Origin of the sequence: Microbacterium sp. Bi98, from assembly GCF_918698045.1 — a bacterium.
Taxonomy (GTDB): domain Bacteria; phylum Actinomycetota; class Actinomycetes; order Actinomycetales; family Microbacteriaceae; genus Microbacterium.
Genome location: NZ_CAKKLK010000002.1, coordinates 360,121 through 372,911, shown reverse-complemented (window position 1 = coordinate 372,911; position 12,791 = coordinate 360,121). Strand labels below are relative to the sequence as shown.

Annotated in this window: 9 protein-coding genes; 8 read left to right on the top strand and 1 reads right to left on the bottom strand. The window is 66.4% G+C overall.

The window, feature by feature from the left end; all coding sequences use genetic code 11:
* Nucleotides 1–27: 27 nt before the first annotated feature.
* Nucleotides 28–2,313, bottom strand: coding sequence for a hypothetical protein (locus LQZ85_RS05550; protein ID WP_056278173.1), 2,286 nt, complete (start codon nucleotides 2,311–2,313; stop codon nucleotides 28–30).
* Between the two features lie 104 nt (nucleotides 2,314–2,417).
* Between LQZ85_RS05550 and rfbA the strand changes: the two genes are divergently transcribed.
* The 8 genes from rfbA to LQZ85_RS05510 all read left to right on the top strand — a co-directional run bounded on the left by rfbA (nucleotide 2,418) and on the right by LQZ85_RS05510 (nucleotide 12,787).
* A complete protein-coding gene (rfbA, locus tag LQZ85_RS05545) occupies nucleotides 2,418–3,287 on the top strand; it encodes a glucose-1-phosphate thymidylyltransferase RfbA (protein WP_053095633.1) in 870 nt (289 codons plus the stop codon).
* Nucleotides 3,287–4,285 (top strand): dTDP-glucose 4,6-dehydratase, encoded by a 999-nt coding sequence (rfbB, locus tag LQZ85_RS05540; RefSeq protein WP_056278175.1) that lies wholly within the window; start codon nucleotides 3,287–3,289, stop codon nucleotides 4,283–4,285. Before rfbA ends, rfbB begins: the two co-directional genes overlap by 1 nt.
* A 4-nt stretch (nucleotides 4,286–4,289) precedes the next feature.
* Nucleotides 4,290–5,705, top strand: coding sequence for a dTDP-4-dehydrorhamnose reductase (gene rfbD, locus LQZ85_RS05535; protein WP_056278177.1), 1,416 nt, complete (start codon nucleotides 4,290–4,292; stop codon nucleotides 5,703–5,705).
* Nucleotides 5,702–7,846 carry an acyltransferase family protein gene (locus LQZ85_RS05530; protein ID WP_230100643.1) on the top strand — a complete coding sequence of 715 codons (2,145 nt, stop codon included), beginning with the start codon at nucleotides 5,702–5,704 and terminating at the stop codon, nucleotides 7,844–7,846. The genes rfbD and LQZ85_RS05530 overlap by 4 nt, the downstream gene beginning before the upstream one ends.
* Nucleotides 7,847–7,913: 67 nt before the next feature.
* Nucleotides 7,914–9,992: an acyltransferase family protein gene (locus tag LQZ85_RS05525; protein WP_056278184.1), complete on the top strand. Its 2,079-nt coding sequence runs from the start codon at nucleotides 7,914–7,916 to the stop codon at nucleotides 9,990–9,992.
* 92 nt (nucleotides 9,993–10,084) lie between these two features.
* Nucleotides 10,085–11,221, top strand: coding sequence for a UDP-galactopyranose mutase (gene glf, locus LQZ85_RS05520; RefSeq protein WP_056278187.1), 1,137 nt, complete (start codon nucleotides 10,085–10,087; stop codon nucleotides 11,219–11,221).
* Nucleotides 11,222–11,231: 10 nt separating this feature from the next.
* Nucleotides 11,232–12,053, top strand: coding sequence for an ABC transporter permease (locus tag LQZ85_RS05515; protein ID WP_056278189.1), 822 nt, complete (start codon nucleotides 11,232–11,234; stop codon nucleotides 12,051–12,053).
* Nucleotides 12,050–12,787: an ABC transporter ATP-binding protein gene (locus LQZ85_RS05510; RefSeq protein WP_056278192.1), complete on the top strand. Its 738-nt coding sequence runs from the start codon at nucleotides 12,050–12,052 to the stop codon at nucleotides 12,785–12,787. Before LQZ85_RS05515 ends, LQZ85_RS05510 begins: the two co-directional genes overlap by 4 nt.
* The last annotated feature ends 4 nt before the right edge of the window (nucleotides 12,788–12,791 follow it).

Sequence of the window (12,791 nt, the reverse complement as noted above, 5' to 3'; positions counted from 1 at the left end):
TCCTATCCGATCGGCCGAACGCGACGATCACGTGATCGGAGCGCCCATGGCGTAGTCGGCCTTGAAGGCGGGGGCGAGCTGGAGCACTGCGGGTGCACGCCCTCCACCGAGCCGGAGGAGAACCCCGATCGACGTCACATGTCGGAGCTTGCCGTTCTCGTAGAAGTAGATCTCCGGCGCGCCGGTGAACTGCACGAAGTCGGTTCCGCTGGTCAGCAGAGGGGATCCCACCTTGTATCGCGACAGCTGATCACCCGGGAGCACGTATTCGCGCGGCGCGGTTCCCCCGTTCAGCTGGAGCAGGGTCTTGATGCTGCGGACGTGACGCAATGTCCCGTTCTCGTATCGGTAGATCTCCTCGCGCCCGGTGAAGCGCACGAACGACTTCTCGGGCAGGTTCGCCGCACCGGTGCCGAACCATTCGACGGTGGCCGGTGACCAGGGCAGCACCTTCAACGGCCTGGACCCGTTGAGGGCCAGCAGGTCGGCAGGGGACGGCACATGACGCAGCGTGCCGCCCGAGACGACGTAGATCTCCGGGGCTCCCTGCGGCTGGATGAACAGAGGTGCGGAGACCGTGGTCTTCGAGCGGGGCATCGCGCCGCATTCCCCGCTGCCCAGCGTGGTCGGCTTGATGCCGCCATACTGCGTGCCCGACACCGGATGGAGCTTGCCGCCCGCGGCGATCAGAGTGCTGCTGCCGCACGAGACGACGGGGGTGAGCGTCGAACCGACTCTCGTGTTGGCTGCGACCGAGCTGCTCGGCACCACGGTGATGCCGGCAGCGCCGAACTCACGGGCGAGGGCGGTGCTCGGTACGCGCAGCAGGCGGTCGCCGAGAAGCGTGAGGAACACATCCTGTGTTCCCGCGGCGCGGATCAGGCTGTTCGCCTTGATGACGAGGAGCCCGTTGCCGATCGATGCGGCCGCGGACGGCTTCATCGACGCGACGTACCCGGATGTTCCTTTGGAGACCTCGAGCCAGGTCTGCTGGTTGGCCACATGCCTGCGCAGACCGCCCTGGTAGAGGTAGACCTCGGGGTCCGCCCCCGAGCGGAAGAACGAACCGACAGGGGCACCCTCGGAGAATCGGTCCGCAGTGGTGCCCGTGAGGTTGACGTACGAGCTGAACGCGTATCCGAACAGGGCGACTTGAGCCGCGTCGACGAAGCGATGGCGGGTGCCGTCCGGTTCCAGGAGGTACAGCGTCCCGGTGCGAGGGTCGTGCACGTACCGCGTGACCGGCTTGCCCTCGGGCATCGGGTCGAGGTACGCCGCGGCCACGGACACGGCACCGCCGAGCCTCGACCGCAGTGCGGCGAGGTCCTCGGCAGCGACGACATGGTGGCGGACACCGGACTGCACGAGGTAGATCTCCGCGCGACCCGGCACCTGCGCGAGGGTGGCCGGAGCGGCGCCCGTCGTCTGAGTGCTGCCGAACCAATCGGTGAAGAGCTGGTAGAAGTTGCGATTGCCGTAGCTGGAGCATCCGTCCCCGGTGCCGTATCCGGCGTTGAGCGCCGCCCGATTCGGCTGGTAGGGCGTGTAGTAGTACAGAGCGGCGGTCGCCTTGTTCTCGACCCTGACCGGGGCGGACCCGCAGGCCCGGTTGGGGTGGTAGAGGATGTTCCAGGTCTTCCCCGGCGCGTAGTACGTGAACCAGCGTCCCTCGGCGTAGATCTGCATCTGCCGGGCGGCGCCGTAGATCTGGTAGAAGAAGCCTGCGTAGGCCGGATCGCACGGCGCAGTGTCCGGGCACCCCTGGCCGAGGGCCATGTCGAAGCGCCAGGTGCTCGGCCACGTGTGCGTGACGAGGCTCTGCTCCTTCTCGAGCATGACGATGAGCACCCGCGGGTTGATGCCGCAGGACTGTGCGACCCGCGCGATGATCGTCGCCGCCGACTCGTTCGGCGCTCCGGAGTATCCGCGGCAGTAGCTGTCCGCAGGACGGTTCGGTGTGTTCTGGCGGTAGTCCTTGAGGCAGACGTACCCGCCTCGGCACGAAGCCACCTTCCCACGGAAGAACGAGTCGATCTGGCCGGCGGACATGGTGTCGCTCTGGAAGAACACGCCATCGGAGATGATGTTCCCCGGCTTGAACTGCGCGAGGTTCGCGGTGTCCCGGATGGATGCGTCCGCGGAACCCGTCACTGCGGTCGAGGATGTCAGCGTGGCCCCTGCAGCCGACAGAGCGCCGGAGGAGGAGGGCGCGACGGCGTTGGCCGGCGTCGCCACGAGCAGGGATGCGGCGAAGACGACAGCCGCTGCACTGGCGATGAGGCCGAGCAGGTGGGGGGATTTTGAGCCGGTCACCTGCTCATTGTGACGGAAATGCACAGACGATGCCAGTGTGAACGATGTGACGCAAGTAAATCGTGCCTGTCTGAGTCCCAGCTGGGATGTGGCACGATATGGGGGTGAAAGGCATAATTCTCGCTGGTGGCTCAGGAACCCGACTGCATCCGATCACGATCGGCATCTCGAAGCAGCTGATTCCCGTGTACGACAAGCCGATGGTCTACTACCCGCTGTCGACGCTGATGCTGGCCGGGATCCGAGACATCCTGATCATCACCACGCCTCACGACGCCGAGCAGTTCGAGCGGCTTCTCGGAGACGGCTCGCAGTTCGGAGTGAACCTCACCTTCGCACAGCAGCCCTCGCCGGACGGCCTGGCACAGGCCTTCGTGATCGGAGCGGACTTCATCGGCGACGACAAGGTCGCGCTCGTGCTCGGTGACAACCTGCTCTACGGCCCGGGGCTCGGAACGCAGCTCAAGCGCTACACCGATGTCGAGGGCGGCGCCGTGTTCGCCTACTGGGTGGCGGAGCCCAACGCCTACGGAGTGGTCGAGTTCGATGCCGACGGTCGTGCCGTCTCGCTCGAGGAGAAGCCGGAGCACCCCAAGAGCAACTACGCCGTACCTGGACTCTATTTCTACGACAACGACGTCGTCGAGATCGCTCGCGCCCTCGAGCCCAGCGCTCGCGGCGAGTACGAGATCACCGACATCAACCGCGCCTATCTCGAACGAGGCGCGCTCCAGGTGGAGGTGCTCCCGCGCGGAACAGCGTGGCTCGACACCGGGACTTTCGACCAGATGTCGGATGCCGGCGACTACGTGCGCACCATGGAGCGCCGCACGGGTCTGCGCATCGGCGTCCCCGAGGAGGTCGCCTGGCGTCAGGGCTTCCTCACCGACGATGACCTGCGCGAGCGGGCCACGAAGCTCGTGAAGTCCGGATACGGCACCTACCTGCTCGAGACCCTGGAAAGAGGTCGTTGATGTCGAACATCCTCGTCACCGGAGGCGCCGGTTTCATCGGCTCGAACTTCGTCCACTACGCGGTGGAGAACACCGATCACACAGTCACGGTGCTCGACGCGCTGACCTATGCCGGAAACCGGGCGTCGCTCGAGGGGCTCCCCGAGGACCGGGTGCGATTCGTGCACGGTGACATCACCGATGCCGAGCTCGTCGACGGGCTCACCGCAGAAGCGGACGCCGTGGTGCACTACGCGGCGGAGTCGCACAACGACAACTCGCTGCACAGTCCTCGTCCCTTCCTGGACACGAACATCATCGGCACGTACACGCTGCTGGAAGCGGCGCGTCGGCACGAGACGCGGTTCCACCACATCTCGACCGACGAGGTGTACGGCGACCTCGAACTCGACGACCCCGAGCGGTTCACCGAGCAGACGCCGTACAACCCGTCGTCGCCGTACTCGTCGACAAAGGCCGGCAGCGACCTGCTCGTGCGCGCGTGGGTCCGCTCGTTCGGCGTCCAGGCGACGATCTCGAACTGCTCCAACAACTACGGCCCCTATCAGCACGTCGAGAAGTTCATCCCTCGGCAGATCACCAATGTCATCCGCGGTATCCGGCCGAAGCTGTACGGTGCCGGGGAGAACGTCCGGGACTGGATCCACGCGAACGATCACTCGTCCGCCGTGCTCACGATCCTGGAGAAGGGTCGGATCGGCGAGACCTATCTGATCGGCGCCGACGGGGAGCGGAACAACAAGGACGTCGTCGAGCTCATCCTCGAGGAGATGGGCCAGCCGCGAGACGCGTACGACCACGTCACGGACCGCGCAGGTCACGATCTGCGGTACGCGATCGACTCCACCAAGCTCCGCACCGAGCTGGGCTGGAAGCCGGAGTTCGCCGACTTCGAGTCCGGACTCGCCGCGACCATCGCCTGGTACCGCGACAACGAATCGTGGTGGGCGCCGTCCAAGGACCAGACCGAGGCGTTCTACGCGTCGAAGGGACAGTGACCCGGTGAGCGAGATCGACTTCGGAAAGCCTCTGAGTCGCACCGAGACGACGATTCCCGGGCTCGAGATCTTCGATCTGCCCGTGCACGGCGACTCGCGCGGATGGTTCAAGGAGAACTGGCAGCGCGAGAAGATGACCGCACTGGGCCTCGCCGATTTCGGTCCGGTGCAGAACAACGTCTCCTTCAACGACGCCGTCGGCACGACTCGCGGGATCCACGCCGAGCCGTGGGACAAGTGGGTGTCGATCGCGACCGGTCGGATCTTCGGGGCCTGGGTCGACCTGCGAGAAGGCCCGACATTCGGAGCGGTCTTCACGGCGGAGCTGGATCCCTCGAAGGCGATCTTCGTGCCTCGCGGCGTCGGCAACTCCTACCAGACCCTCGAGCCTGACACCGCGTACACCTACCTCGTGAACGATCACTGGTCGCCGGACGCCTCGTACTCGTTCCTGAATCTCGCTGACGAGACCGTCGCGATCGAGTGGCCCATCCCGCTCGCCGAGGCCGAGGTGTCTGCGAAGGACCTCGCACACCCGCGTCTCGCGGATGTCGAGCCGGTCGCCCCGAAGAAGACCCTCGTCATCGGCTCGGGCGGGCAGCTGGGAACCGCGCTGCGAGCCGAGTTCGAAGGCGTCGGCAGCGTCGAATGGACGACGCGCGCGGATTTCGATCTCGGATCGACGACTCTGACCGACGCGCGACGGTGGCGCGACTACGACACGATCATCAACGCCGCCGCGTACACGGCCGTGGATCGTGCGGAGACGCCCGAGGGCAGGCGGGATGCGTGGGCGGTCAACGCCGCCGGACCGGCAGCTCTCGCTCGCATCGCTGCGGAGCACGGCATCACCCTCGTGCATGTGTCGAGTGACTACGTCTTCGACGGAACCGCCGAGCGACCGTACACGGAGGACGACGTCGTGTGTCCACTCGGCGTCTACGGCCAGTCGAAGGCGGCGGGCGATCTCGCCGTCTCCACAGCCCCTCGTCACTACATCGTCCGCACCTCGTGGGTGATCGGGAGTGGTGGGAACTTCGTGCGCACCATGGCGTCGCTGGCCGCGAAGGGAGTCGACCCGAAGGTCGTCGACGACCAGCGGGGGAGACTCACGTTCGCGGCCGAGATCGCGCGCCTCATCCGCACCCTCGTCGAGACCCGCCCGCCGTTCGGCGTCTACAACCTGACATCCGAGGGCGAGAGCGTCACCTGGGCCGACGTCGCCCGCCGTGTGTTCGAACTCGTCGGCGAGGATCCGGCGCGGGTCACGGGTGTGTCGACTGACGCGTACTTCGCCGCGGCGACGTCGCCCGTCGCTCCGCGCCCCACGAACAGCGTCCTCGACCTGACCCGGGTGCAGAGCATCGGCTTCACCCCTCGCGTGGGAGACGAACTCCTCAGGGAGTATCTCGCGTCGTGAGCGTGTCGTTGCGGAGCGCAGACGCTCCGACCGCGGCGCCGAAGGCGCGGGTGTTCCGAACCGACATCCAAGCACTTCGCGCCGTGGCCATCGGCCTGGTGGTGCTCAATCACCTCTGGCCGATGCGCCTGCCCGGCGGCTACGTCGGAGTCGATGTGTTCTTCGTGATCTCCGGCTTCCTCATCACGGGGCACCTGGTGGGCGAGATGACACGGACCGGGGGAGTGCGCCTCGGTGCGTTCTACGCCCGACGGATCCGGCGCCTGCTTCCGGCGGCGCTGCTCGTCCTCGCGGTGTCGCTCGTGCTTCTCGTGCTGTTCCTTCCCTACCCTCGCTGGGAGCGGGGCGCCTGGGAGGTCGCAGCGAGCGCGGGGTACGTCGAGAACTGGTTCCTGGCATCGATGTCGGTCAACTACTCGGCGCTCAATGATGCGGCGAGCGTGGTCCAGCACTATTGGTCGCTGTCGGTCGAAGAGCAGTTCTACATCGTCTGGCCCGTGCTGCTGGTGGCCGCGCTGGCCGTGTCGCGGCGCACCGGACGACCGGACACGCGACGCGGAGTGAGAGCGCGGACGGCCACGGCGCTGATCGCGGTCGTCGCGCTGGTGGGGGTCGCCTCCTTCGTCGCCAGCGTCGTCTACACGACCATGGCTCCGCCTCAGGCGTACTTCGCGACGTTCACGCGCGGATGGGAGTTCGCGATCGGCGGGGCGGTCGCGCTGCTCGGCAGTCGAATCCCGCTCGGACGCGCCGCGGCCGACATCGTCAGCCTGCTCGGGTTCGGCCTCATCGTCGTCGCCGCCTTCGCCTATGATCATGCGACTTCTTTCCCCGGGTACGCCGCACTGGTGCCGGTTCTCGGCACCGCAGCGGTGATCCTCGCCGGAAACTCGCACGCCGCTCTCTGGCATGCGAAGGTGACCGCACTGAGACCTGTGCAGTGGATCGGCGGAGTCTCGTACTCGCTCTATCTCTGGCACTGGCCGCTCATCGTCGTCGCCCCGTTCGTCATCGGTGGCGAAGCGAGCACTCTCTCGAAGATCGCGGTTCTGGCCATCTCGCTGGTGTTGGCCGTGCTCACGAAGAGGTTCGTCGAAGACGCCGGACAGACCTGGGGATATTGGCGCGGCTCCTCGCGCCGCGCGTTCGGGCTCATGGTCGCGGGGATGCTCGTCATCGCGGCGCTCGTGGCGGCGGTCCTTGCCGCATATGCGGCGAGGGTCGAGGCGGACAGCCCACCGGACGACCTCGCCGCGTCGACGTGCGAAGGGCCTTCGGCGCTCGCACCGGGGGCCGAGTGCGACGACCCTTTCGGGGCTGCGGACTATTCGGTGATGACCAAGAAGAACGAGTACTTCTACACGCCTGCGGAGTGCGGCGAGTTCCTGCCGATTCTCACGTATGGGGACCTCAAGACCACCCACGAGTGCGATTTCTCGCGAGGCGAAGAGGATCCGACGAGGGTATGGCTCATCGGGGACTCCCATGCGCAGCAGTGGCAGGGAGCTGTGTTCGACATCGCAGAGGAGCACGGCTGGATCGTCGACACGAGTTTCTACGGCGGGTGTCCCGCAGCCGACGTCGAGTTCATCGGGTTCCGCAGCGCGTGGGGTGCCGCCGACGTCGAGAGGTGCCGCGAGTGGTCGAGCGACCTCGCCGACACCGTCGCCGAAGAGGATCCGGACCTCGTCATCACCGCGATGGCGTCGCGGCTCCAGCTGGTGGACGACGGCAGCGACCGGCCGCAGGTCGATCAGATGTCGGACGGACTGCTCGATTACTGGGCGCGGTGGAGCGAGGAGGGGATCAAGGTGCTCGCGCTGGCGGATCCTCCGTTCAACGCTGAGGTCAGAAGCCCCGACTGCGTGCTGCACAATGCCGAGGACCCGAAGTCCTGCGCGCGCCCTCGAGCCGAGGCGCACCCGGTCGACCCGGTGGTCGTGGCGGGCGCTCAGGCAGAGTCACCGTCGATCAGCGTGCTGGATCTGACCGACCGATTCTGCGACGCGACATCGTGCTACGCCGTGGTCGGCGGCATCCCCGTCTACTACGACGCGGATCATCTCAATCTCGAATACGCCAGACTGCTGGGAACCGAGATCGACGCGGCGGCCGAGCGACTGCTCGCAACGGGCGGATAGGCTGGCAGAGGCAGACGGTCGACCCGAGACGACTGCGGCGACACCCCTCGCCGATACGCCGCCCCTCATGAAAACGACGCACCCGACACCGCTTCCTCCGACCGCGCCTGTCGCCGGGGATCCGCTCACCCGCCGCGCGGACATCGACGGTCTGCGCGCGCTCGCCATCCTGCTGGTCGTGGCGTACCACGTGTGGCTGGGGCGCGTCTCGGGCGGCGTCGACGTGTTCCTGATGGTCTCCGCCTTCTTCCTCACCGCGTCGTTCGTGCGACGAGTCGGGTCGGAGCGTCCGCTCGCGCTCGCGTCCTTCTGGTTGCGCCGCTTCCGGCGGCTGCTGCCCGCCGCGGCCGTGACGATCGTCGGCGTCCTCGGCGTCGCGTTCGCGGCGTATCCGCAGACCGAGTGGCCGCGCGTCTGGCGTGAGGCCTGGTCGAGTCTCTTCTACGTCGAGAACTGGACGCTGGCCCTGTCGGAGGTCGACTACTACGCTCGCGACTCCGCGACCCCGAGTCCGTTCCAGCACTTCTGGTCGCTGTCGGTCCAAGGACAGGTCTTCATCCTGTGGCCGCTCATCATCGCCGCGGTCTGGCTGATCCTCCGTCGTCGGCGCCACCTCGTCATCCCCGCACTCGCCGTCGTCTTCGGGACGATCTTCGTCGCCTCGCTTGCATTCTCGGTCGTCGAGACGATGCGCGCCCAGTCCTTCGCCTATTTCGACACCCGCACGCGACTGTGGGAGTTCGCGGCCGGCTCGCTCGTCGCGATCGCTCTCCCGCATGTCCGCGTCCGACCGTCGATCGCCGCACTCCTCGGTTGGGTCGGGATCGTCGGCATCGTCATGTGCGGAATCGTGCTCGACGTGCAGGGCGGATTCCCCGGGTATCTCGCTCTGTGGCCGGTGATCTGCACGGCGCTCGTCATCGTCGCCGGGCGCGACCGCCCGCGTGGCGGCCCCGCGATGATCCTCGAGTCGGCGCCGCTGCGATTCGTCTCCCATGACGCGTACGCGCTCTACCTCGTCCACTGGCCGGTCCTCGTGACCTGGATGATGGTGAGCGGCAGGTCCGAGCCGGGATGGCTGGCCGGCGCCGGTATCGTCCTGGTCTCGTTCGTGCTGGCGCGGATCGTGTCGACGCTCGTGGAGCGCCCGATCCGCGACGCCGCGTTCTTCGATGGCTCCCGTCGTCTCGGCGTCCTCGCACTCGCGGCCTCGGTCCTGCTGGTCGCCGCACCCCTCGCCGCCTGGCAGCTCACGATCCAGCATCGTGCGGCGGCGCTGATGGACAGCGACAGCGGCGGGTATCCGGGTGCCGCCCAGATCGACTCGCCGATCGATCTCGCCGTCACCGACCTCCCGCTGATGCCGCCGGCCACGGCGCTCGATGACGAGTGGGTGGACCTGAACGGCAGCTGCGCGGGAGACCTCGAACCTGTGGAGCCTGCGCTGGCAGGCAGCTGCGCCCAGACCGCGGCAGCGGAGGACTCCGACGCCTGGCGAGTGCTCGTGATGGGGGATTCGCACGCACAGCAGCTCATGTCGCCTCTCGCCGTTCTCGCCGATCAGCAGGGATGGGGCCTCGTCGCTCTGCTGAAGGGAGGGTGCGCCATCGGCATCGGAGCTCCGACCTGGTCGGCGGCGGGTACACCCTGCGACGAATGGCGCGCCGCGGCGATCGAGTATGCGATGAGGGTCCAGCCGGATGCGGTCTACCTGGTCGCGACCCGGGCGACGCCCTCGTCTCCCGAGGTTCTCGTCGAGGGGATCCGCGAGATCGCGGAGGAGCTCACGGCGAACGGCATCCAGGTGATCGCCGTGCGCGACAATCCTCGCTTCGATTTCGACATGTACGAGTGCGTGTCGGAGGATTCGGAGGTCGTTCCGGGTGCCGACGCCGCATCGTGCGACGTGCCCGAACTCGCCTTCGTCGACGGAGAGGATTTCGACGATCTCACGGCGGCTGACGGGGTGATCGCGGTGGACTTCCGACCCTGGCTGTGTCCTGAGGGCGTGTGCAGGGGCTCGATCGGCAACGTCGCCGTCTACATCGACGACAATCACCTCTCCGACTCGTATGGGCGCACGCTCGCCCCGATGCTCCAGCAGATGCTGGACGTGGGAGGGCCTCTCGGCACCGAGGCGGGCTGACAGGCAGCGCCGAGTGCGCTGCAGGTAGAGTTGTCTGCTGTGTGCCGCGCGACGCCGTGCGGATGTCAGCCTTGTGGGCAGAAAGCAGCAACATGGATCTTCTTGTCGTCGGGTCGGGCTTCTTCGGCCTCACCATCGCAGAACGCGCCGCCGATGCAGGCCGCAAGGTGACGGTCATCGACCGTCGCCACCACATCGGCGGGAACGCCTACAGCGAGGCCGAGCCCGAGACGGGCATCGAGGTCCACCGCTACGGCGCGCATCTGTTCCACACCTCCAACGCCACGGTGTGGGAGTATGTCAACCGTTTCACGAGCTTCACGAACTACGTGCACCGCGTGTACACGACGCACAAGGGCACCGTGTTCCCGATGCCGGTCAACCTCGGCACGATCAACCAGTTCTTCCAGTCGGCCTACACGCCCGACCAGGCACGGGCCCTCGTGCGCGAGCAGGCGGGGGAGTTCGACGTCAAGACGGCGTCCAACTTCGAGGAGAAGGGCATCGCGCTCGTCGGCCGCCCCCTGTTCGAGGCGTTCTTCCGCGACTACACCGCGAAGCAGTGGCAGACGGATCCGCAGAAGCTGTCCGGCGACATCATCAGCCGCCTGCCTGTGCGATACACATACGACAACCGCTACTTCAACGACACGTGGGAGGGGCTGCCGACGGACGGCTACACCGCGTGGATCGAGCGGATGGCCGATCACCCCAACATCGAGGTGAAGCTGAACGTCGACTTCTTCGATGAGGCTCAGCCCCTGAACAAGAGGGCGACGGTCGGACAGCTGCCTATCGTCTACACAGGCCCCGTGGACCGCTACTTCGATTACACGGCGGGTGCCCTCAGCTGGCGCACGCTCGACTTCGAGCAGGAGGTGCTGAACATCGGCGACTTCCAGGGCACCAGCGTGATGAACTACCCCGACATGGACGTGCCGTACACGCGCATCCACGAGTTCAAGCATTTCCACCCGGAGCGCAAGGACGTCTACGAGTCGGACAAGACGGTCATCATGCGGGAGTTCTCTCGCTTCGCGAACCGCGAGGACGAGCCGTACTACCCGGTGAACACCCCGATGGACCGTGACGGCCTGCTCGCCTATCGCGAGCTCACGAGGGGCGAGAAGGACGTGCACTTCGGCGGACGCCTCGGCACGTACCAGTACCTCGACATGCACATGGCCATCGGCTCGGCGCTGTCGCTGTGGAACAACTCGCTCTCGTAGACTCGACACCGTGAGTCACGCTGCTGTCGGGGCGCCCGGGACGCCCCGGCGCTATCTGCATTCTCTGTGGTTGCTGTCGGCCAGAGACCTCAAGGTGCGGTACTCGACGAGCCTGCTCGGCTATCTGTGGTCGGTGCTCGATCCGCTCGTCATGAGCGTGATCTACTGGTTCGTCTTCACGCAGATCTTCAACCGCGACGTCGGCGAGGATCCGTACATCGTGTTCCTCATCAGCGCTCTGCTGCCCTGGGTGTGGTTCAACACGTCGGTCACGGACTTCACGCGCGCGTTCAAGAAGGATGCGCGGCTCGTACGATCGACCGCGATCCCGCGCTCGATCTGGGTCAACCGCATCGTGTTGAGCAAGGGAATCGAGTTCCTCTTCTCGCTGCCTGTGCTCGCTGCCTTCGTGATCATCAACCTGCTGGTCGAGCAGGATCCGGCGCACACGGTGCAGGTGGGCTGGGGAGTCCTCTGGGTGCCGGTCGCGGTGTTCCTCCAGACCGTCCTCCTCGTGGGACTCGGCCTGCTGGTCGCTCCGCTCTGCGTCCTCTTCGTCGACCTCGAACGGACGACCGCATTGATCCTCCGAGCCATGTTCTACGCGACGCCGATCATCTACAACGTCACCGACCTCCCCGGCATCTTCCAGACGCTCGGTGCATTCAATCCTCTCGCAGGGATCTTCATGCTCTATCGGATGCCGTTCTTCCCCGACCAGTGGAACCCCTTCACACTGCTGGTCAGCGTGGGCATGACCCTGGTGATCCTGGCCCTCGGCGTGTGGACGTTCCGCTCCCTCGAGCGCTCCGTGCTGAAGGAGCTGGGATGACCGTCGCGATCGAGGCCAAGGATCTCGGTGTCCGCTTCCGTCGGAACCGCCGTGGAAGCCGAAACTTCAAGGACCTGTTCGCGGGTGCGTCGCGTCGCTCGCGTCCGGGCGAGTTCTGGGCGCTGCGCGATGTCTCGTTCACGGTGCAGCAAGGAGAATCGATCGGCGTCGTCGGGCGCAACGGTCAGGGGAAGTCCACGCTTCTCCGTCTCGTCGCCAAGGTGCTGCTCCCCGACGAGGGATCGGTGACCGTGCACGGCGGGGTCGCTCCGCTGATCGAGATCACGGGTGGATTCGTGGGGGACCTGACCGTGCGGGAGAACGTCGCTCTGACGGCGGGCCTGCATGGCATGTCGCGAGACGAGGTGGCGCGACGATACGACGACATCATCGCCTTCGCCGAACTCGCCGGATTCGAGGACACTCCTTACAAGCACCTGTCGAACGGGATGAAGGTGCGGCTGGCGTTCTCCGTCGTCTCGCAGCTCGATGAGCCGATCCTGTTGGTCGACGAGGTGCTGGCGGTCGGAGACAAGGCTTTCCGGGAGAAGTGCTACAAGCGCATCGACGAGCTGCTCGCCGAGGGGCGCACCCTCTTCTTCGTGAGTCACCACGAGCGCGACCTCCGCCGTTTCTGCACCCGCGGTCTTTATCTCGACAAGGGCGGGCTCGTGCTCGACGGGCCGATCGCGGACGTCCTCGATCGCTACAACGCCGACTACAACCGCGGCTGAGCGG